Annotated in this window: 24 protein-coding genes; 12 read left to right on the plus strand and 12 right to left on the minus strand. The window is 68.6% G+C overall.

Annotated features, from left to right (window positions below; translation table 11 throughout):
* Nucleotides 1-42: 42 nt before the first annotated feature.
* Together ispG and tgt are read left to right on the plus strand one after the other, a co-directional pair.
* Nucleotides 43-1,257, plus strand: a complete 1,215-nt coding sequence (gene ispG, locus L0D17_RS00740) for a flavodoxin-dependent (E)-4-hydroxy-3-methylbut-2-enyl-diphosphate synthase (protein ID WP_243093489.1) — start codon at nt 43-45, stop codon at nt 1,255-1,257.
* The gene (tgt, locus tag L0D17_RS00745; RefSeq protein ID WP_243093491.1) at nt 1,254-2,411 is read left to right on the plus strand and encodes a tRNA guanosine(34) transglycosylase Tgt; all 1,158 of its coding nucleotides are present in this window, start codon (nt 1,254-1,256) and stop codon (nt 2,409-2,411) included. The genes ispG and tgt overlap by 4 nt, the downstream gene beginning before the upstream one ends.
* Before the next feature lie 70 nt (nt 2,412-2,481).
* On the opposite strand, the gene L0D17_RS00750 is transcribed toward tgt, so the two are convergent.
* From L0D17_RS00750 to rpmB, 3 genes are read right to left on the minus strand one after another with little or no spacing between them, the layout of a single operon-like run.
* On the minus strand, nt 2,482-3,579 hold the full coding sequence (locus tag L0D17_RS00750) for an AI-2E family transporter (RefSeq protein WP_243093493.1): 1,098 nt from the start codon (nt 3,577-3,579) through the stop codon (nt 2,482-2,484).
* A gap of 4 nt (nt 3,580-3,583) precedes the next feature.
* Complete coding sequence (locus tag L0D17_RS00755; protein ID WP_243093495.1) at nt 3,584-4,279, minus strand: M23 family metallopeptidase; 696 nt, start codon at nt 4,277-4,279, stop codon at nt 3,584-3,586.
* A gap of 56 nt (nt 4,280-4,335) precedes the next feature.
* Entirely contained in the window at nt 4,336-4,632 is a 297-nt protein-coding gene (gene rpmB, locus L0D17_RS00760) for a 50S ribosomal protein L28 (protein WP_039459558.1), read from the minus strand.
* 73 nt (nt 4,633-4,705) lie between these two features.
* On the opposite strand from rpmB, the gene lspA reads away from it, so the two are divergent.
* On the plus strand, nt 4,706-5,158 hold the full coding sequence (gene lspA / locus L0D17_RS00765) for a signal peptidase II (protein ID WP_243093496.1): 453 nt from the start codon (nt 4,706-4,708) through the stop codon (nt 5,156-5,158).
* Here the strand turns inward: lspA and aspC are convergent.
* Nucleotides 5,155-6,312, minus strand: a complete 1,158-nt coding sequence (gene aspC, locus L0D17_RS00770) for an aspartate/prephenate aminotransferase (RefSeq protein ID WP_243093497.1) — start codon at nt 6,310-6,312, stop codon at nt 5,155-5,157. The genes lspA and aspC overlap by 4 nt on opposite strands.
* Nucleotides 6,313-6,328: 16 nt before the next feature.
* Here aspC and L0D17_RS00775 point away from each other — a divergent pair, with 16 nt between their 5' ends.
* Nucleotides 6,329-6,532 (plus strand): hypothetical protein, encoded by a 204-nt coding sequence (locus L0D17_RS00775; RefSeq protein WP_243093498.1) that lies wholly within the window; start codon nt 6,329-6,331, stop codon nt 6,530-6,532.
* A gap of 98 nt (nt 6,533-6,630) precedes the next feature.
* Here the strand turns inward: L0D17_RS00775 and L0D17_RS00780 are convergent, their stop codons facing one another.
* Complete coding sequence (locus L0D17_RS00780; protein WP_243093500.1) at nt 6,631-7,551, minus strand: diacylglycerol/lipid kinase family protein; 921 nt, start codon at nt 7,549-7,551, stop codon at nt 6,631-6,633.
* 17 nt (nt 7,552-7,568) lie between these two features.
* On the opposite strand from L0D17_RS00780, the gene L0D17_RS00785 reads away from it, so the two are divergent.
* Nucleotides 7,569-8,207, plus strand: coding sequence for a histidine phosphatase family protein (locus L0D17_RS00785; protein WP_243093502.1), 639 nt, complete (start codon nt 7,569-7,571; stop codon nt 8,205-8,207).
* 33 nt (nt 8,208-8,240) lie between these two features.
* Nucleotides 8,241-9,095: a GNAT family N-acetyltransferase gene (locus L0D17_RS00790; protein ID WP_243093503.1), complete on the plus strand. Its 855-nt coding sequence runs from the start codon at nt 8,241-8,243 to the stop codon at nt 9,093-9,095.
* Here L0D17_RS00790 and L0D17_RS00795 read toward each other — a convergent pair.
* A complete protein-coding gene (locus L0D17_RS00795; RefSeq protein WP_039459714.1) occupies nt 9,065-9,949 on the minus strand; it encodes a histone deacetylase family protein in 885 nt (294 codons plus the stop codon). The two genes, L0D17_RS00790 and L0D17_RS00795, sit on opposite strands and share 31 nt — an antisense overlap.
* Before the next feature lie 40 nt (nt 9,950-9,989).
* Between L0D17_RS00795 and L0D17_RS00800 the strand changes: the two genes are divergently transcribed.
* On the plus strand, nt 9,990-10,607 hold the full coding sequence (locus L0D17_RS00800; RefSeq protein WP_039459596.1) for a metallophosphoesterase: 618 nt from the start codon (nt 9,990-9,992) through the stop codon (nt 10,605-10,607).
* On the opposite strand, the gene L0D17_RS00805 is transcribed toward L0D17_RS00800, so the two are convergent.
* Together L0D17_RS00805 and L0D17_RS00810 are read right to left on the minus strand one after the other, a co-directional pair.
* A complete protein-coding gene (locus L0D17_RS00805) occupies nt 10,604-11,113 on the minus strand; it encodes a ubiquitin-like small modifier protein 1 (protein WP_243093505.1) in 510 nt (169 codons plus the stop codon). The two genes, L0D17_RS00800 and L0D17_RS00805, sit on opposite strands and share 4 nt — an antisense overlap.
* A gap of 55 nt (nt 11,114-11,168) precedes the next feature.
* On the minus strand, nt 11,169-12,995 hold the full coding sequence (locus L0D17_RS00810; RefSeq protein WP_243093507.1) for an aldehyde ferredoxin oxidoreductase family protein: 1,827 nt from the start codon (nt 12,993-12,995) through the stop codon (nt 11,169-11,171).
* 130 nt (nt 12,996-13,125) lie between these two features.
* Here L0D17_RS00810 and L0D17_RS00815 point away from each other — a divergent pair, with 130 nt between their 5' ends.
* Nucleotides 13,126-14,034 (plus strand): carbohydrate kinase family protein, encoded by a 909-nt coding sequence (locus L0D17_RS00815; protein WP_243093509.1) that lies wholly within the window; start codon nt 13,126-13,128, stop codon nt 14,032-14,034.
* Here the strand turns inward: L0D17_RS00815 and L0D17_RS00820 are convergent.
* Nucleotides 14,023-14,982, minus strand: coding sequence for a quinone oxidoreductase family protein (locus L0D17_RS00820; RefSeq protein WP_039459604.1), 960 nt, complete (start codon nt 14,980-14,982; stop codon nt 14,023-14,025). The genes L0D17_RS00815 and L0D17_RS00820 overlap by 12 nt on opposite strands.
* 75 nt (nt 14,983-15,057) lie before the next feature.
* Between L0D17_RS00820 and L0D17_RS00825 the strand changes: the two genes are divergently transcribed.
* The 3 genes from L0D17_RS00825 to L0D17_RS00835 are packed head-to-tail and all read left to right on the plus strand — an operon-like array spanning nt 15,058 to nt 16,303.
* Nucleotides 15,058-15,483, plus strand: coding sequence for a hypothetical protein (locus tag L0D17_RS00825; protein WP_152607375.1), 426 nt, complete (start codon nt 15,058-15,060; stop codon nt 15,481-15,483).
* On the plus strand, nt 15,480-16,031 hold the full coding sequence (locus L0D17_RS00830; RefSeq protein WP_243093511.1) for a hypothetical protein: 552 nt from the start codon (nt 15,480-15,482) through the stop codon (nt 16,029-16,031). The genes L0D17_RS00825 and L0D17_RS00830 overlap by 4 nt, the downstream gene beginning before the upstream one ends.
* On the plus strand, nt 16,013-16,303 hold the full coding sequence (locus L0D17_RS00835) for a winged helix-turn-helix domain-containing protein (protein WP_152607376.1): 291 nt from the start codon (nt 16,013-16,015) through the stop codon (nt 16,301-16,303). The genes L0D17_RS00830 and L0D17_RS00835 overlap by 19 nt, the downstream gene beginning before the upstream one ends.
* On the opposite strand, the gene L0D17_RS00840 is transcribed toward L0D17_RS00835, so the two are convergent.
* Nucleotides 16,300-17,349 carry an NADH:flavin oxidoreductase/NADH oxidase gene (locus L0D17_RS00840; RefSeq protein WP_243093513.1) on the minus strand — a complete coding sequence of 350 codons (1,050 nt, stop codon included), beginning with the start codon at nt 17,347-17,349 and terminating at the stop codon, nt 16,300-16,302. The two genes, L0D17_RS00835 and L0D17_RS00840, sit on opposite strands and share 4 nt — an antisense overlap.
* 37 nt (nt 17,350-17,386) lie before the next feature.
* Here L0D17_RS00840 and L0D17_RS00845 point away from each other — a divergent pair, with 37 nt between their 5' ends.
* Nucleotides 17,387-18,052 carry a hypothetical protein gene (locus tag L0D17_RS00845; protein ID WP_243093516.1) on the plus strand — a complete coding sequence of 222 codons (666 nt, stop codon included), beginning with the start codon at nt 17,387-17,389 and terminating at the stop codon, nt 18,050-18,052.
* Here L0D17_RS00845 and L0D17_RS00850 read toward each other — a convergent pair.
* Together L0D17_RS00850 and prfA are read right to left on the minus strand one after the other, a co-directional pair.
* Nucleotides 18,049-18,516 carry an NUDIX hydrolase gene (locus tag L0D17_RS00850; protein ID WP_039459614.1) on the minus strand — a complete coding sequence of 156 codons (468 nt, stop codon included), beginning with the start codon at nt 18,514-18,516 and terminating at the stop codon, nt 18,049-18,051. The genes L0D17_RS00845 and L0D17_RS00850 overlap by 4 nt on opposite strands.
* A complete protein-coding gene (prfA, locus tag L0D17_RS00855; protein WP_243093518.1) occupies nt 18,516-19,580 on the minus strand; it encodes a peptide chain release factor 1 in 1,065 nt (354 codons plus the stop codon). Before prfA ends, L0D17_RS00850 begins: the two co-directional genes overlap by 1 nt.
* Nucleotides 19,581-19,598: the final 18 nt, after the last annotated feature.

The raw sequence follows: 19,598 nt of genomic DNA on the forward strand, positions 1-19,598 counted from the left end.
CACCCCCTTCCCCCTGCCTGGCCCTCCCGTACCATAAGGGGGATGAGGCGACCTACCCCTACGGTCCGGGTGGGGCGCGTTCCCCTAGGGGGCGCCCACCCCGTGGCCGTGCAGTCCATGACCAACACCCCCACCCAGGATGTGGAGGCCACCACGGCGCAGATCCTGGCCCTCTACCGGGCGGGAAGCGAGATCGTTCGCCTCACGGTGAACGACGAGGCCGCCGCCCGGGCGGTGCCCGAGATCAAGGAAAGGCTCCTGGGTGAAGGGATAGACGTGCCCTTGGTGGGGGACTTCCACTTTAACGGCCACCTCCTCCTTAGGAAGTACCCCAAGATGGCCCAGGCCCTGGACAAGTTCCGCATCAACCCGGGCACCTTGGGCCGGGGGCGGCATAAGGACGAGAACTTCGCCGAGATGGTAAGGATCGCCCTGGACCTGGGCAAGCCCGTGCGCATCGGGGCCAACTGGGGCAGCCTGGACCCCGCCCTCCTCACCGAGCTCATGGACCAAAACGCCAAGCGCCCCGAGCCCAAAAGCGCCCACGAGGTGGTCCTCGAGGCCCTGGTGGAAAGCGCCGTCCGCTCCTACGAGGCGGCCCGGGAGCTGGGCCTGGGGGAGGACAAGATCGTCCTTTCCGCCAAGGTGTCCAAGGCCCCCGACCTGGTCTGGGTCTACCGGGAGCTGGCCCGGCGCACCCCAGCCCCCCTCCACCTGGGCCTCACCGAGGCGGGGATGGGGGTGAAGGGGATCGTAGCCTCCGCCGCCGCCTTGGCCCCCCTGCTTTTGGAGGGGATTGGGGACACCATCCGCGTCTCCCTCACCCCAAGCCCCACGGAGCCCCGCACCAAGGAGGTGGAGGTGGCCCAGGAGATCCTCCAGGCCCTGGGCCTCCGCACCTTCGCCCCCGAGGTGGCGAGCTGCCCCGGGTGCGGCCGCACCACCAGCACCTTTTTCCAGGAGCTGGCGGAGGAGGTTTCCCGCCACCTCAAGGAAAAACTCCCCGAGTGGCGCCGGCGCTACCCCGGGGTGGAGGGGCTCAAGGTGGCGGTGATGGGGTGCGTGGTGAACGGCCCCGGGGAGAGCAAGCACGCCCATATCGGCATCTCCCTCCCCGGGGCAGGCGAGGAGCCCAAAGCCCCCGTCTACGCCGACGGCAAGCTCCTCACCATCCTCAAGGGGGAGAACCTGGCGGAGGAGTTCCTGAAACTCCTGGAGGCCTACGTGGAGGAGCGCTTCGCCCCCCAGGCCGGATGAAGCCCTTCGCCTTCCACATAGAAGCCCGAAGCGGCCGGGCCCGGGTGGGCCGCTTCCACACCCCCCACGGGGCGGTGGAAACGCCCCTTTTCATGCCCGTGGGCACCCAGGGTTCAGTGAAGGGCCTCCTGCCCAAAGACCTTAAGGAAATCGGAAGCCAGATCCTCCTGGCCAACACCTACCACCTCCTCCTGCGCCCGGGGCCGGAGCGGGTGAGGGCCTTAGGGGGGCTTCACGGCTTCGCCGGGTGGCGGGGGCCCTGGCTCACGGACTCCGGGGGCTTCCAGGTGATGAGCCTGGGGCACCTAAGGCGCATAGACGAGGAAGGGGTGGTTTTCCAAAACCACCTGGACGGGAGCCTCCTCCGGCTCACCCCGGAAAGGAGCATCGCCGTGCAGGAGGCCCTGGGAGCGGACATCGCCATGGCCTTTGACGAGTGCCCCCCCTACCCCGCAAGCCGGGCCTACCTTAAGGAGTCCCTGGAGCGCACCCTGCGCTGGCTGGAGCGCTCCCTCAAGGCCAAGACCCGCCAGGACCAAGCCCTTTTCGGCATCGCCCAGGGGGGGACGGACCCCGAGCTCAGGCGGCTTTCCACGGAGGAAACCCTCCGCTTTGACCTTCCCGGCTACGCCATCGGGGGGCTGGCGGTGGGAGAGCCCAAGGAGGCCATGTTCCGCATGGTGGAGCTCTCCACCCGCCTTCTCCCCGAGGGCCGCCCCCGCTACCTCATGGGGGTGGGCCACCCCGAGGACCTGGTGGCGGCCATGGGGCTTGGGGTGGACCTCTTTGACTGCGTCTACCCCACGCGCACGGGCCGCTTCGGGAGCGCCCTGGTGCCCGAGGGCCGCCTCAACCTGAAAAACGCCCGCTTCCTGGAGGAAAAGGGGCCCTTGGAGGAAGGGTGCGACTGCTACGCCTGCCAGACCTTCAGCCGGGGCTACATCGCCCACCTGGTGCGCTCCGGGGAGATGCTTGGGGGAATTCTCCTTTCCCTGCACAACCTGCGCCACCTCCACCGCCTCACCGAGGGGGCGCGGGAGGCCATCCGGCAAGGGGCCTACGGGGCCTTCGCCCGCGCCTTCGCCGAGCGGCGCTTCGGCCGGGAGGTGCCCCTTTGGTTCCGGGAGGCCCTGGCGGCGGGGGGGCATTGGTAGCCCGGCGGGAGGGCCGCGCTGAAGGCCATGGCGCCTCCGGCCTAAAGGGGCCCCCCCAAGGGCGGCACCCCTAGCCTTCCCGGTAAAAGCGGCTTTTCTTGTAGTAGTCCTCCAGGAGGACCTTGAAGAAGGCGGCGGCGGGCACCCCCAAAAGGGCACCCCAGAGGCCAAAGAGGCTCGCCCCGGTGAGGATGGCGGCGATGGCCGTCACCGGGTGGAGCCTCGTGGCCCGGCCCACGATGAGGGGGCCGAAGAGGTTGCCCTCCAGCTGGTTGGCGAGCCAGAGGACCAGGAGGGCGAGGAGGACCTTGAGCCAGCCCCCGGTGGCGGCGAGGAGCAAGGCGGGCACCCCGGAGACGATCACCCCCACGAAGGGGATGAGGTTGAAGACCCCGGCTAGAAAACCCAGGCTCGCCGCCAAAGGCACCCCCACAAGCCATAGCCCCATCCCCACCATGAGGCCCACCAAGAAGGCCACGAGGAGCTGCCCCCGCACGTAGCCCCCCACGCTCCGGTCCAGCTTGGCGGCGAGCTCCGCCACCAGGGGCTGGTAGGGCTCGGGGAAGGCCAGGAGGGCGGCTCGGCCCAGGCGGGGCAGGTCGTAGAGGAAGTAGAGGGAGAGGGCAAGGGCGGTGAGGAGCTGGAAGACCCCGCCCAGAAGCCCGGTGAAAAAGCCCAGGAGGTTGCCTCCTTGGGCGAGGAGGCCCTGGAGCCAGCGGACCAGGGTTTCCAAAAACCCTTGCAAAAGCCCCTGGAGGTTGCGGCTGGCCTCGGCCAGGATCGGGTTTAGCGCCTCGGGCACGGGCACGGACCGGACCCTATCGGGCAGGGAGAGGAGCCAGGTGAAAAGGGGCTCCAGGAGCCTGGGGAGTTCCTGGGCGAGGCGGGAAAGCTCCAAGACCGTCTGGGCGGCGAGGAAGGAGGCGAAGCCCAAGAAAAGACCCAAAAGGAGGTAGACCAGGGCCACCCCCGCCGCCCGGGGAAGCCTAAGCCCCTCAAAAAAGCGCACCAAGGGGTGGGCCAGGTAGGCGAAGGCGAAGGCGAAGAGGAGGACGGAAAGGGCGGGCCAGGCCCGGGCCAGGAGGCGGTAGAGGAGGTAGAGGAGGAGGAGGTAGACCAGGACCCGCACGTAGGGGTTTTCCCACACCTTGGCGAAGGCCTCGCGCATGGGGCTATTCTAGGCCGAAAAAGGCCTTGGCCTGGCGCAAAAGCGCCTCTCCCGCAAGGCCCTGGAAGAGGAAGCGCCCCCGGTCAGGCTCGCCTTCCCAGACCTCAAAGAGGAGCCTGGGGGCCCCGCCCTGTAGGCCGGTGTTCCCCACGTGGCCCAAGGGGTCGCCCCGGTGGAGGCGGCTCCCCACCTTTAGCCCCGGGTACGGGGCCTGCAGGTGGCCGTAGACGGAAGTGCGGCCATCGGGGTGGCGGAGCCAGACCTCGAGGCCCCGCAAAACGTCCATCTCCTCGGGCCCCGCCCCCTCCTTTACCCGCTCCAGGAGGGCGCGGAAGGCTTCGGGGGAAGGCTCTTGGTAGTTCAGGTCCACCTTCACCACCTCGCCGCTCGCCGCCGCCACCACCCCCATGCCCCGCACCACGGGCACGCAGGCGTCCCCCGCCTGGAAGACGAAGCCGGCGTTCACCCCCTTGCGGTAAGGGCGGGGGGCGCCCGGGAGGTTTTCCGGGCGCCGGGGCAGGCAGGCCCCGGGCAGGGGCAGGCGGTAGCCCTCGGGGGCCCAGAGGGCTTGGGCCTTGTAAAGGGCCACCTCCTGGCGAAGGGCCGCAAGCTGCCGCCCACGGGAGAAAAGCCCCAGGGTCACCACCAGGGCGTAGAGGGAAAGGAAAAGAAGAAGGTAGTGCCCCGGCTTCCACGCCACAGGGACATGCTACAGGAAAAGGGCCCCCCACGGGGGGCCCTGGGGAGGCAGGAAGGCTAAAGGAGCTGAAGGAGCCGCTCTTTGATCTCCTTGGCGGAAAGGCCCTCCAGCTTTAGGCCCTTCGCCCGTTCCAAAAGCTCGTAGACCTTGGGGATGTGGCTCGTGGCCACGCGGAAGGTGATCTCCTGGCCCGCCACCTTCACCCGCACCTTCTGGAGGTTGGGGTACTGGCGCCGCTTGGAGATGCCCGTGGTCTTCTTACCCACGCCCCCTTCCCGCTTGGCCTTACCCCGCCGCTGGATGCTGTTGGCCACGATGGGCCGCTTTCCGCTGATCTCACACACCTTAGCCATGGCACCCTCCCGTGCCCGAAGGCAAACCCTATGGAGTATAGCACAAAGGGCGGAGTCCGGTAGACTCTGGGGGATGCCCACGGTGCTCGTGCCCTTACTCCTGACCTTTGACCAGATCCTAAAGCTATGGGCCCTGGAAACCCTCTCCCCCGTGCCGAAGCCCCTTTTGGGCGACCTCCTCTACCTCACCCTGGTGAAAAACACCGGGGCGGGCTTTGGCCTTTTGCAGGGAAAGGCCTCCCTCCTGGGGTGGCTGAGCCTTTTGGTGGGGGCGGCCCTCCTTTACCTCTTAGCCCAAAGGCGCTACGCTCCCCTCTTCACCCTGGCCCTTTCCCTCATCGCCGCGGGGGCCCTGGGGAACGGGATAGACCGCCTGGGCCGGGGGTGGGTGGTGGACTACCTGGACCTCGGCACCTCCATCCCCCTCCTCGCCAACTTTCCCGTCTTCAACCTGGCGGATGTTTATGTGACCCTGGGGGCCCTTCTCCTCCTCTTCGCCCCCAGGCGGCGGAAAAGGGCGTTCTAAACCTTTTGCAGCACCTGGGCGAAGCGCTCCAGGGCCTTCCTCAGGTTTTCCTCGCTGGTAGCGTAGGAAAGCCGCACGTGGCCGAAGGCGGCGAAGTCCGTGCCCGGGACCACGGCCACCCCCGCCTCCAGGAGCTTTTCCGCCGCCTTCACCTCGTCCTCGGCGATGGCCGTCGTGTCCATCAGGATGTAGAAGGCCCCTTGCGGGCGCACCGCCTTCAGGCCGACCCGGGCTAAACCCTCCAGGAGGAGGTCCCGCCGCCTGCGGTACGCCTCGCGGGCCGTTTCCACGAAGGCGCGGGAGGCTTCCTGGTTGGTGAGGGCCTCGAGGGCCGCCCACTGGGCGATGGTGTCGGGGCTGGTGGTGGACTGGCTGGACACGTCCGCCATGGCCTTGATGACCTCCTTGGGCCCGCAGGCGTAGCCGATGCGCCAGCCCGTCATGGCGAAGGCCTTGGCCGCCCCGTTCACGGTGATGGTGTGCTCCGGGGCCACCCTACCTGGGGAGAAATGGGTCCCCTCGTAGATGAGGTGCTCGTAGATCTCGTCGGAGATGAGGTAGAAATCGTGGGCCTGGGCGAGCTCCGCCAGGGCCCTTAAGACCTCCTCCGGGTAGACGGCCCCCGTGGGGTTGTTGGGGGAGTTCACCACCAGGGCCTTGGTGCGGGGGGTGATGGCCCGCTTCACCCGCTTTGGGTCCGGCACGAAGCCCTCCTCGGGGCGGGTTTCCACCTCCACCGGCACCCCCCCGGCGAAGCGCACCATCTCCGGGTAGCTCACCCAGTAGGGGGCCAGGACGATGACCTCGTCCCCCGGGTCCAGGATGGCCTGGAAAAGGTTGAAAAGGGCCTGCTTCCCCCCCACGGTGACGATGGTTTCCTCGGGGCGCACAATGAGGCCGTTTTCCCGCCGGAACTTCTCCGCCACCGCCTCCCTAAGCTCGGGGATGCCCGCCGGGGGAGCGTACTTGGTCTTGCCCTGGGCCAGGGCCCGCCGCGCCGCCTCCTTCACGTGCTCCGGGGTGTCAAAGTCGGGCTCGCCGGCGGTGAGGGCCACCAGGTCCACCCCTTGGCGCTTGAGCTCCAGGGCGCGGGCGTTCACCGCCACCGTGGCCGAGGGCTTCATGGCCTTGACCCTTTGCGAAAGGCCGCGCATGGCATAAGTATAGAGGATGAGCGGTAGGATTAAGGACGTGGACCCTGCCCTGGCCCTGCTCGCCGAACCTCCCTTGGACCTGGCCACCCCAGCCCGGCTGCGGGAAGCCCTGGAGGAACTCCCCGTGCTCCAGACCTTTGACCTGGTGGAGCTTTCCTGGGCTCCTGGACTGAAGGAAGTGGTAGAAAAGGAGGGGGCCCTCCTTGCCCGGGGAGAATAAGCTTGCGGCCCAGATTGCCCTTTTCGCCCGGGCGGTTTCGCGTCTGGAAAGGGCCCTGGCCGCTTTCGCTACCTTCTAGAACGTCTTCAAGAACCCCTCTAAGAAGCCCCCGCGGGCTGAAGGAGGGGTTCTTTCCCCTTGGCTCCAGCCCGCCTGCCCACCACCCGGAGGCCCAAAGGCTCCACCGCAGCCCGGTAGGTGGCGGCCTCGGGCAGAAGCTCCCCGTCGGTGTGGGCGGGAACAGGGTGGGGAAAGGCCACCTCCACCTCCCGCGCGGCGAAGGCCGCCACCTGGGGATGGGATAGGTGCTTGCCCAGGAGGAGCCGGGGAAGGATGAGGACCACCCCGGGTCGGGAAAAGCGCCGGGCCAGGACCACGGAGAGGAGCCCATCCCGGGGGTCGGCCATGGGGGCGATGGGAATGCCCCCGCCGTAGGCGGGGCCGTTCATGGCGGCGAGGAGCAAAAGGGGGCCTTGGTAAACCTCCTCCCCGTCCAAAAGGACCCGGCCCTCGGGCAGGCGGAGATCCTTGAGCACGGCGAAGAGGGCGTAGAGGTAGCGGGGCATGCCCCGGAGGAAGGAGGGGGCGGAGAGGGCCCTCTTGGCCACCAAGGCGTCAAACCCCACCCCCAAGGAGGCCCCGAAGGGCTCCCCGTTCACCCGGCAGAGGTCCACCGCCTCCTCGGGGGCAAGGAGGGCGTGCTCCAGGGCCTCAGGCCAAGGAAGCCCTCTTAGGCCCAGCATGCGGGCGAAGTCGTTCCCGCTCCCGATGGGCACCACCCCCAGGGCCTTTTCCGTGCCGGCGAGGCCCCTGAGCACCTCGTGCACGGTGCCGTCCCCCCCCACCGCCACCACCCGGGCCCCGGGGGGAGCCTCCCGGGCGAGAAGGGTGGCGTGGCCCGGCCCCTCGGTGAGGAAGGCCTTGGCCCCCCGCTTGCGGGCCGCCTCGAGGATGGCCCCCGAAAGCCTCCCCACCTTGCCCCGGCCCGCGGCGGGGTTCACGATGACCCAGCGTTCCACCCCCGTATTCTAGGGCCATGGGCCTCCTCGCCCACTTCCTGCAAGGCCCCCACCCCAAGACCACCCTGCTCCTCACCCGCGCCGGGCCGGTGGAAAACCCCCACCACCTCCTCTACAGCCACCCAGGCCTCCCCCTCTCGGGGGAAGGCAGGTGGGCCCTTCACGCCCTCCTCCCCCTCCTCAGGCGCTACCCCGTGGCCCACGTCTACGCCGCCGACAGCCTGGCGGAAAGCGAAGCCGCCTCCCTCCTGGCCCAGGCCCTGGGGGTGGGCCACACCCTCCTCCCCGAGCTTCGGGAGCGAAGCTGGGGAGCTTGGGAGGGGAAAAGCTTCGCCGAGGTGGAAACCCTCTATCCCGAGGCGGTAAGGGCCTGGATGGCGGACGAGGCGGGCTTCGCCCCGCCCTTGGGGGAAAGCGTGCGGGAAGCGTGGGCGAGGGGCCGGGAGGCGGTGAGGGCCCTTCTGGCGCGGCACCGGGGCCAGGCCCTCCTGGTGGTGGGCAACTGCACGCTTAACCGCGCCGCCTTAAGCCTGGCCCTGCCCCTTCCCCCGGAGGAAGGCCTGAGGCTGGAGCAGGACTACGCCCGGCTCACCGTGGTGGACTTTTACGGGGAGGAAGGGGTGGTGAAGGCCCTCAACCTGGACCCTTGTCCCTAGCGGCCCGATGGGCCTTAGGGGTAGACTTAGGGCATGATCCGGCCCGTGGCCCGCAAGGACCTCCCGGGGCTTCTCAAGCTCCTTCGCTTCATGGACGAAAGCCCCCAAAGGGGGGTCCTGGCCCCGGAGGCGCGGGACCTCGAGGGCCTGGCCGAGGAGCTGGAGGACGGCCTCGTCCTCCTCCGGGAAGGGGAGGTGGCGGGGTACGTGGGGCTTTACCCCTTCTGGGATGGGGCCGCCCTGGAAGGGCCCTTGGCCTACCGGGAAGAGGACCTCGCCCCCCTTCTGGAAGCGGCGGAAAAGCGGGCCAGGGAGCTTGGGGTGGAAAGGCTTTACGCCTTTCCCCGGGAGGAGAACCAAGGGGTGCGCCGGGCCTTGGAAGCGGCGGGCTACGGTCTCCTCCACGTCACCTACTTCTTCGTGAAAAACCCGGAGGGCCTGGACTTCCCACCCCCCGAGGGGGTGCGGATCCGGGAGGGCTTCCCCGGGCCCGGGGTCTATCGGGAGCTCTACCGGGAAAGCGAGGAAGGCTGGGCCTTGCGCCTCAAGTGGACGGACGAGGAGCTCCTGGAGCACTTCGCCGACCCCGCCATCCACCTCCTGGTGGCCTACCGGGGGGAAACGCCGGTGGGCATGGCCGAGGTGGAGCTGGAGGACCAGGAGGCCAGCGTGGCCTACATCGGCGTGGTGCCCGCGGCCCGGGGAAAGGGCATCGGCCGCACCCTCTTGGCGGAGGCGGCCAGGCTTGCCCGGAAGAAGGGGGTGAGGCTTCTCAGGGTGCGGGCCCACGACCACGAAAAAGGGGCCCTGGAGCTTTACCGGAGCCTGGGCTTTAGCCTGGAAGAGGCGGTGGCCACCTACGCCAAGGAGCTTAGCGCCAGGCGGTAGGTCAGGGCGTGGGCGGCCACGGTGAGGGCGGGGTCCCGGTTGTACCCCCCGCCCATGACCACCACCAGGGGCACACCAAGCCGCCGGACGAAGCGAAAGACCAAAAGGTCCCGCCGCCCCACCCCTTCCGGGCTCAAGGCCAGGCGGCCAAAGCGGTCCCCCTTTAGGACATCCACCCCAGCGTTGTAAAAGACCAGGTCCGGGCGAAAGGCGAAAGCCCTCTCCAAAGCCTCTTCCAGGGCCCGGAGGTAGCCTTCGTCCCCTGTACCGTCGGGAAGGCCCACGTCCAGGTCGCCCTTCTCCTTTTTCAAGGGGTAGTTCCGCTCCCCGTGGAGGGAGAGGGTGAAGACCGTGGGGTCGTTTTGGAAAAAGAAGGCGGTGCCGTTGCCCTGGTGGGCGTCCAGGTCCACCACCAGGACCCGTCCCCCAAAGCCTCGCTTGGCCCGCAGCCAATGGATGGCCACGGCCACGTCGTTGAAGAGGCTATACCCCTCCGCCCGTCCCGGAAAGGCATGGTGGGTCCCGCCTGCAAGGTTAAGGCCAAGCCCCAGCTCCAAAGCGTCCTCCGCCGCCCGCAGGGTTCCCCCGGCGGCGTGGAGGGCCCGCTTTAGGAGCCCCTGACTGAAAGGAAGGCCCAGGCGCAAGGACTCCTCCCGGGTAAGCCCTTCCGTAAAGAGCCTATCCAGATAGGCCCGCTCGTGGGCCAGGTAGAGCGCCTCCTTGGGCGCCTCGGGAGCAGGCAAGATGGGAAGGAGGCCCTTTAGGGCCTCCGCCACCCCCGGGTACTTGTAGAGGGGGAAGGGGTGCCCCTCGGGCAGGGCGAAGGAAAGGTGCGCCGTGGTGTAAGCCCGCACGCTCCTATCCTTGCGCCTTTTTGCCAAAATTAAAAGAAGCGTGCGCCTCCTTCTCCTCTCCGACCAGGTCCACCCCCACATCCACTCCCCCCGCTTCCCCCATAACCTTCCCCCCTTTGACCTGGTGCTGGCAGCGGGGGACCTGCCGGGGGAGTACCTGGAGTACGTGGCCAGCCAGGTGGCGGTGCCCGTGCTCTTTGTGCCCGGCAACCACGGGGAGGAGTGGGTGTGGGAAGAGGGACGGAAGAAGCGCCCCGGGGGGGTGGTGAACCTCCACGGGAGGCTTTTCCGCCACGGGGGCCTCCTCTTCTACGGCATCGGCGGGGTGCCCCGCTACCGGGAAGGGGAAGGGCAGCTTGCGGAAACGGAGCTTTACCGCCTGGCCCTCAAGCCCCTTTTCCTCCTACCCAGGCGGCTTCTTAGAGGGCGCGCGGTGGACGTCCTCCTCACCCACGCCCCACCCCCAGGACCCACGGCGGGGAAGGATTTCCCCCACCGGGGGGCGGGGGCGTTCCTCCTCTTCCACCGCCTCTTCCGCCCCCGGCTCCACGTCCACGGCCACACCCCCCTCCTGGGGGCGAACCCCTTAAGGGGCTACCGCACCCCCTTGGGGGTGGAGGTGGTCCACGCCCAAGGCTACGCCTTCTTTAGCCTCTAGCCGCCCCCGCGGCTTGCGGCGAAGGCGATGCGGTTAAACCAGGCCTCCGCCTCCTCCCCTTCCACCTCCACCCAAAGCTGGGGGATGCTGAGGCTTCCCACCTTTAGGGGCTCCGCCTCGGCGAAGCGCACCTTGGCCCCAGGCAGGGCGTAAAGGCCCTCTTCCAGCCTCTTTCCTCCCCAGGAGGCGAGGTACTCCTCCAAAAGCCAGGCCGGGAAGGCGCCAAAGTTCCGGGTCAACGCCCCGCCCGCCACCGGGGGGAAGAGGTCCAAGGTGGCCTCCGGGGCCAAGGGGGTGGAAAGGCCCTCGAGGTACCGCACGTCCCGCCCATCCAAGAAGACCGAAACCCGCTCCGCCAAAGCCTCCCCTTCAAAGAGCTCCTCCTTGAGCTTGGGGTAGGCCTGGACCAGATTGGCCAGCACCTCCCCCACGGTCCGGCCCTCCACCTCCAGGTGGCTCGTTCCCGTGAGGTCGCGGAAGGTGGCGTAAAGGTTCACCTTGGGCATAACGGGAGTTTAAAGGAAACCCCGGCCCCTAGGGCCGGGGTCCTGACCGGAAGGTCTAATCGCCCGCCGCCTGGGAAAGGATGCCCAGCTCCGCCAGCTTGGCCGGGGGCACCACCCCCCGTTCCCAGCCCCGCTCCCGGTAGTACTCCTCCAGCATGAGGTCCAGCTCCGTGCGCTGCCCCTTGGAACCGGCGCAGTCGGAGGGCTCCTCCAGGAAGCGCTTGGGCAGGTAGTCCGAGCCCTCAGCCCAGCCCGCCAGGTTGTTGTAGTAGCGCTCCAGGTTGTAGATGCGCTCCCCGATCTTCAGGATCTCCTCCGGGGTCACCGGGCGGCCCCAGTAGGCGGCGAGCTGCTTGGCGTACTCTTCGGGCCCCTCGGCGAACTGGCTGAACTTGCAGAGGTCCAGGGAGTCGGTGAAGGCGGAAAGGTCCTGGAAGAGCTTGGTGAGCTTGCCCTTGCCCTCCCAGGCCAGGGGGTCGGTCTTGTAGGGCACGCCCAGGATCTCCGAGGCGGGGGTGTAGGCCCGGAGGTGGCAGGCCCCGCGGTTGGAGGTGGCGTAGGCGATGCCCATGCCCTTGAGACCCCGGGGATCGTAGGCGGGGATGGACTGGCCCTTCACCTCCAAGGAGATCTCCGGGTGGCCGATGGCCTTGGCGAAGCGGGCCGGGCCTTCCGCCAGCATGTCCCCCACCCCCTTGCGGTGGGCGATGGCCTCCAGGATGCGGATCTCCCCCTCCTTGTCCCCGAAGCGAATCCCGTCCTCGCCCTGGTAGTAGCCCTTCTCCGTGGCCTCCATGAGCACGGCGATGGCGTTGCCCGCCTCAATGGTGTCCATGCCGTAGGCGTTGCAGAGGTAGATGGCGTAGCCCGTCCAGTCAGTGTCCGTGTGGCCCGAGTGCGCCCCCAAAGCCCAGGCGGACTCGTACTCGTAGGACTCAAAGCGGATGGTCTTGCCGTTTACGTGGACCTCCACCATCTTCTTGCAGGCCACGGGGCAGGCGTGGCAGGTGTTGTCCTTGACGAGGCGGTGCTCCCGGATGTACTCCCCGGAGATGGTCTGGACCCCGTCTATGCAGGTGTGCTGGGCGTTAAAGGTGGGCAGGGCCCCCATGACGTTGGTGATGTTCATGAGGACGTTGGTGCCGTAGAGGGAAAGCCCGCCCTTCTTGGGCGCGGTGACGTTCTTGGGGTCGTTGATGGTGGCGGAGGCCAGCCGGTCCGCCTCCCGCCAAAGCTCGGGGTCCTTGGGCTGGGGCATGTGGTCCTGCTTCCCCACCACCACGATGGCCTTGAGCCGCTTGCTCCCCGCCACCGCCCCGGTGCCCCCGCGGCCCGCCGCCCGCTCGTCGTTATTGATCCAGTTGGCGAAGCGCACCCGGTTCTCCCCGGCGGGGCCGATGGCCATCACGTCCGCCTCCTCCCCGTGCCGCTCGCGGAGGATGCGGTGCACCTCGTGGGTGGTCTTGCCCCAGAGGTCGGAAGCGTCGTGGATGGAAACCTCCCCGTCCTTCACCAAGAGGTAAACGGGCTTTTCCGCGGCCCCCTTGATGAGGAGGCCGTCAAACCCCGCCCACTTCAGCTTGGCGGCGGTCCAGCCTCCCATGTGGCTATCCGTCACCGTGCCGGTGAGGGGGCTTTTGGTCACCACGGCGAGCCGCCCCGACATCTTGGCCCGGGTGCCGGAAAGGGGCCCGTTCATGATGGCGAGGAGGTTTTCTGGGCTGAAGGGGTCCACCTGGGGGCCGTTTTCAAACACGTACTTCACCCCAAGGCCCCGCCCCCCCACGTACATCTCCAGGTCCTTGGGGTCGGGGGCAAAGTACTCCACCTTGCCGCTGGTGAGGTCTATACGGGCGATCCTGTGGGCATATCCTCCAAGCATCCTGCACCTCCTGTGGGCGGGATAAAAGCGAAGGGCGCCATGAAGACCGCGCGGGGTTGCCCTGGTTGCGGGAAGGATTATACCACCTTTCCCCCAAAGAATGTGAAGCCAGCCGGGGCATAATGGACCCATGCTGGCCTTGTGTGGCGAGGTCCTGGTGGACCTCATCCTGGAAGGGGAAAACCCCTTGCGCTTCACCGGGGTCCTGGGGGGCTCGGTGCTGAACACCGCCACCACCCTGGCCCGCCTTGGCTTTCCCGTGCGCTTCCTCTCGGAGGTGGGGGAGGACTGGCTTTCCGCCTGGAGCGAGGAGGAGATGGGGCGGCGGGGCCTGGAGGGCTGGCTCAAACGCCACCCCACCCCCATGCCCCTGGCCTTGGTGCGCTTGGACCAAGGAGGGAACGCCCTTTACAGCTTCCATCGTCCCTTCCAAGAACCCTTCCGCTTGGAAGGGGGGGCCCTGAAGGGGGCCCAGGCCTTCCACTTCGGCTCCCTCTTCGCCCTGGAAGCGCGGGCGGCGGAAGGGCTTTGGGCCCTCCTGGAGGAGGCGGAGCGGGAAGGGGCCCTCCTCTCCTACGACCCCAACCTGCGCCACACCCCCACGGGGGAGGAAAGGGGGTGGATAGAGGCTTACCTAGCGCGGGTGGACCTCCTGAAGCTCTCCCTGGAGGACGCCGCCCTCCTCTTCCCGGAAGACCCCGTGGAGGCGGTGCGCAGGCTCCCCCCACCCCTCAAGGTCCTCACCCTGGGGAAGGAAGGGGCCCTGGGCTTCCTGGGGGAGGAGGCGGTGCGGGTGGAGGCGGTGGCGGTGCCGGTGGCGGACACGGTAGGAGCGGGGGATAGCTTCACGGCAGGCCTCCTCGCCCTCCTCCTGCGGAAGGGCTACACCAAGGAAAGCCTCCCTCGCCTTTCTCGGGAGGACCTGGAGGAAAGCCTAAAGGGGGCGGCGGCCCTGGCCGCCTTGGCCTGCACCGTGCGGGGGGCTTACCTCCCGGAGGAGGGCCTAAAGGCCTGGAAGGCCCGCTATCTAGGGGATTAGGAGGACCTTGCCCGTGGTCTTTCGCCCCTCCAGGGCCTCGTGGGCCTCCTTGGCCCTTTCCAGGGGAAACTCGGCCCCGAGGAGGACCTTAAGCCACCCCTCCCGCACCGCCTGGAAGACCTCCCCCGCCCGCCAAAGGAGCTCCTTGCGGCTCGCCGTGTAGTGGTGGAGGGTGGGGCGGGTGAGGAAGAGGCTTCCCTTGCGGTTTAGGATCTGGGGGTCCTGGGGCGGCACGGGGCCCGAGGACTGGCCGAAGAGGACCAGGTAGCCCCGGGGCCTCAGGGCCTCGAGGCTCCCCAAAAAGGTGTCCTTCCCCACCCCGTCGTAGACCACGTCCACCCCGCCCCCAGAAAGGGCCTTCACCGCCTCGGCGAAGCCCTCGTAGGGAAGGGCGTAGTCCGCCCCCAGGGAACGGGCCAAGGCCCGCTTCTCCTCGGTGCTGGCCGTGGCGTAAACCGTGGCCCCAAGCCGCTTGGCCCACTGGACGAGGAGGGTGCCCACGCCCCCCGCGGCGGCGTGCACCAGGACCTGGGTCCCGGGGCCCACGGGGTAGGTGCTCTTCAGGAGGTAGTGCACCGTCATGCCCTGGAGGAGGACCGCCGCCGCCAGCTTGGGGCTAAGCCCCTCGGGAATGGGCACCAGGCGCTCGGCGGGGACGAGCTGGTACTGGGCGTAGGACCCTTGCACGTTGGCGAAGGCCACCCGGTCCCCAGGGCGCACCCCCAAGACCCCGTCCCCCACCTGCTCCACCACCCCCGCCCCCTCCTCCCCCAGGGTGAAGGGAAGGGGCATGGGGTAGAGGCCCTTCCGCTTGTAGGTGTCAATGTAGTTGACCCCAATGGCCTCCAAACGGACGAGGACCTCCCCCGGCCCTGGCTCGGGCGTGGGAAGCTCCTCCAGCCGAAGCACCTCGGGCCCGCCCACCTCGTGTACCCGGATCGCCCGCATGGGGCCAGTTTACCTCCCCGCGCCCCTTGACATCCTCTTAACTTTGCATTACAAAGTAGTTTGTAGGAGGTGAGCATGCGGCGGATGGCGCGAGCGCTGGCGGTCCTGACCCTCGCCACCCCCGCCCTGGCGGGCTCCCTGGGCTACGGCTTCCTGGGCTACCAAGGGGGGTTCCAAGGCGGGGGTGGGGGTTTTGGCACCTTCCACGGCCTGGCCCTGGGGGGCGAGGCCTGGGGCGGGCCCTGGGGTAGGGGCGGCGCCTTGATGGTGGGGCCTTGGCTTTCCCTGGGGAAGGGCTTCTACCTCCTGCCCGGGCTGGGCCTGGGGGGTGGGGAGGTGGGCCAACAGGGGGGGTTCCTCCTGGACCTGGGGGTGCGGGCCTTTCGCTTCCTGGGCCCGAAAGGGGGCTGGGCGGTGGGGCTCGGGGCGGGGTACACCTACTCCCCCGCCTTCCCCGGCGGGTTCTACTTAAGGCTTCTCCTGGGCGGGGGGCGGCCATGAGGCGGGAGGAGGCGCGCCACCTTCTGGAGGCCGCCCAGGCCAGCGAACGGGAGGCGCGGCTTAGGGTGGCCCTCCTCGGGGGGTGGTACCTGGTCCTCTGGGGCGGGGTCTGGGCCCTGGGCTACCTTCTCCTGGCCCTGCGCCCCGCCTGGGCGGGGCCCTTCTTCGCCCTCACCGCTCCCCTCGCCACCCTCCTCACCTTCTACCTGGGGTTCAGGCAGGGGGAGGCGGTGCGAAGCGAAGGGGGCCTCCTCACCTTCGCCCTGTGGGGGCTCCTCACCCTCTTCTACGTCCTGCACTGGGCGTTTCTCCTCCCTCCCCGGGGCCTCGAGGGGCAGAGCTTCCTGGTGAGCCTCGTGGCCTTCGGCCTCGCCCTCACCGGGGCTCTCTGGAAGGCACGCGAGCTTTTCTTGGGCGGCCTGGGCCTCTTCCTCCTCGCCCTCCTGCTCTACCGCCTCTTCCCCGAAGGGTGGCCCTGGGGCATGGCCTTGGTGGGCCTCTTCGCCCTCCTCCTGGGGGCGCGGCTCGTATGGCGCTGGACCCCTTGATCCACCAGGAGACCCGCCTCCGCCTCATGGCCCTCCTGGCCGCCTTGGGGGAGGAGGCCGAGGTGGAGTTCTCCTGGCTCAAAAACGCCCTAGGGCTCACCGAGGGGAACCTGGCAAGCCACCTGCAGAAGCTGGAGGAGGCGGGGTACGTGGCGGTGCGGAAGGGCTTTGTGGGCCGCAGGCCCAAGACCTGGGTGAGGCTCACCCCCAAGGGGCGGGCCGCCTACCTGGCCCACCGGGAAGCCCTCCTGGCCATCCTCCAGGGGGGCTAGAAGGCCCGGTCGTACTGGGGCGGCACCTCCGCCTTGACCCCCAGGGCCTGGGCCGCCCGCAAGGGGAAGTAGGGGTCGCGGAGGAGCACCCGCCCCAGGAGGACGAGGTCGGCGCTTCCCGCCTGCAGAAGGGTCTCCGCCTGCTCCGGGGTGGTGATGAGGCCCACCGCCCCGGTGCGAAGCCCCACCCGCTTGCGCACCGCATCGGCGAAGGGCACCTGGAAGCCCGGGGCCACGGGGATCCTCACCCCCGGCACCACCCCCCCGCTGGAGAGGTCCAAAAGGTCCACCCCCAGGGCCTTAAGCCGCTCGGCGAAGGCCAGGGTGTCCTCCAGGCCCCACCCCCCTTCCCCCCAGTCCGTGGCGGAAACCCGCACGAAAAGGGGAACCTCGGGGGGAAGGGCCTCCCGCACCGCCCTCGCCACCTCCAAGGGAAAGCGCATGCGGTTTTCCAGGCTTCCCCCGTAGGCGTCCTCCCGCCGGTTGCTCAAGGGGGAGAGGAAGGAGGAGAGGAGGTAGCCGTGGGCCATGTGGAACTCCACCACCCGGAAGCCCGCCCGCAGGGCCCGCTTGGCCCCCGCCACAAAGGCCTCGAGGACCCGCGCCATCCCCCCCTCGTCCAAGGGCTCGGGCACGGGGTAGCCTTCAGCGAAGGGGATGGGGCTTGGCCCCACCACCCGCCAGCCCAAGGGCTTCCCCCCTTCCCAGGGCCGCGCCACCCCCGCCTTGCGCCCGGCGTGGGCCAGCTGGATGCCGGGCACCGCCCCCGCCTCCTGGATGCGCCGGGCGAGCTCCTTTAGCCCCGGCAGGTGGTCTTCGGACCAGATGCCCAGGTCAAAGGGGCTGATGCGCCCCTCGGGGAGGACGGCGGTGGCCTCGAGGAGGACGAGCCCCACGCCCCCCAGGGCCCGGGTGGGGTAGTGGAGGAGGTGCCAGTCCGCGACCTCCCCGTCCTCCGTGGCCGAGTACTGGCACATGGGGGACATGGAGAGGCGGTTCTTGAGCCGCACGCCGCGGAGCTCTAAGGGCGTGAAGAGAAGGGCCATGAGTCCATTATGGCCTCCTTTAGGGTAAAATCCTGCCATGGATCCCGGCCTCGAGGCCGCCTTCCGCTACGTGGAGCGCCTCCTCTTCGGGGACATGGAGCGCCCCGGCCTCACCATCTACGACCTGGAGCGCCTGGTGGGCTACCCGGCCCGGGGAGAAGGGCCTTTGAGCTACACCCTTCCCCGCAGCAAAAGTCTTTCCGGCGTCCAGGCGGTGCGCCTTTTTTACTATCCCAAAGACCCGAACCTCCAGCTCATCGTGGAAATAGAGGACCTGGAGGGGAAAAAGCACCTCCGCCACTTCCGCTGGAACGGCTTCACCTGGGAGGTGCCCGAGGGCAAGCGGGGCGACTTGAAGGTCACGGAGGAAACCCTGGGCCTGGTCCAACTGGGGGAGGACTACTTCCTGGGCTTCCCCCGGGAAGAGGCTCGGGAGCTGGCCGAGGCGGTGCGCAAAGGGGAGGCCTTGGGGGCCAAGTACCTCCTTTGCCCCCGGTGCGGGGCCCGGGTCTTCTACGCCCCCTCGGTGCGCCCGGCGGAGGTGTCCTGCCCCCGGTGCGGCAACGCCACCTTGCTTTTCAAGACCTTCGCGGGAAGCGAGGCGCCCAAAGACCCCCTGGAAGCCCTGGCCGAGGAGCAACGGGCCTTGCGGCGCACCTTAGAGGAGCTTTTAAGCTACCTGAAGCGGAAGCTCGGCCCCTAAACCCGCACCCCCGGCTGGCCCCAGCCCGCGTAGGCGTAAAAGCGGCCCCGCTCCCCGGAAAGGTAGTCCAAAAGTGGCTCCCGCAAGGGGCCTTTCTCGGCGAGCCGAGCCGCCACCTCCTCCGGGGTGAAGAAGCGGGCTTCCACGATGTGCCCGTCGGGGTCCTTGGGGTTCAAAAGCCCCTCGTAGGTGGCCTTGAAGGCCAGGGCCAAGGTGCGCTCGTTCTTGCGGCGGTCCTCCACCTGGATCACATAGGCCAGGTGCTCCACCGCCTTGACGCTAAGCCCCGTTTCCTCCCGCACCTCCCGCGCCAGGGCTTCCAACACCGTTTCCCCCGGCTCCACCGTGCCCCCGGGGAGGGTGTAGCGCACCTGGCCCCGGCGGCCCCAGTCGTTCCCCACCAAGAGGACCCGCCCCTGGCGGTCCAGAAGGATGGCCGCCACCACCAGGATCTCGCGGCGCATCACGCTTCCGTCATGGCCTCCAGCTGGCGCTCCTGGTCGGCCCGCTTGAGGGCCTCCAAGAGGGGCTGGAGGTGGCCCGAGAGGACGCCCTCGAGGTCGTGGGTGGTGAAGCCGATGCGGTGGTCCGTGACCCGGGACTGGGGAAAGTTGTAGGTGCGGATCTTCTCCGAGCGCTCCCCGGTGCCGATCTGGGCCAGGCGGGTCTGGCGGAGCTTTTCCGCCTCCTCCGCCCGCTTCATCTCCAGGAGGCGGCTACGGAGGATCATGAGGGCCTTCTCCCGGTTCTTGATCTGGCTGCGGGAATCTTGGCAGGTGACCATGATCCCCGTGGGCAGGTGGACCACCCGCACCGCGGAGTCCGTGGTGTTCACCCCCTGCCCGCCCGGCCCCGAGGCCCGCATCACGTCAATGCGGACCTCGTCCATGTTGAGCTGGAAGTCCGCCTCCTCCGCCTTGGGCAAGACCGCCACGGTGGCGGTGGAGGTGTGGATCCGCCCCTGGGTTTCCGTGGCCGGGACCCGCTGCACCCGGTGAACCCCGCTTTCGTACTTGAAGGTGCCGTAGGCCCCGGGCCCCCGCACCTCAAAGACCACCTTGGAAAAGCCGCCAAGGTCCGTGGGGTTGGAGTCCAGGATCTCCGTCTCAAAGCCCATCTCCTCGGCGAAGCGGAGGTACATCTCCAGGAGGTCGCGGGCGAAGAGGGCCGCCTCCTCCCCCCCGGTGCCGGCCCGGATCTCCACGATGGCGTCCCGCTCGTCCATGGGGTCCTTGGGCAGGAGGTGGCGCTCAAGCTCCTTTTCCAGCGCTTCCTTCCGGGCGAGAAGCCGCTCCCTTTCCGCCTTGGCCTCTTCCTTGAGTTCAGGGTCTTCCAGAAGGGTTTCCAGGCCATCGAGGTCCTCCAGCACCTTGCGGTACTCCCGGATGAGGGCGATGATCTCCCCCATCTCCGCGTACCGCCGGGAAAGGTTCTGGTAGCGCTTGGGGTCCTTTAAGACCCCGGGGTCGGCGAGGAGCGCTTCCAGCTCCCGGTACTCTTCTTCTAAGCGCGCAAGCTTATCCAGCATACCTTACCTCAGGATACC

It is taken from the genome of Thermus thalpophilus, from assembly GCF_022760915.1.
Taxonomy (GTDB): domain Bacteria; phylum Deinococcota; class Deinococci; order Deinococcales; family Thermaceae; genus Thermus; species Thermus thalpophilus.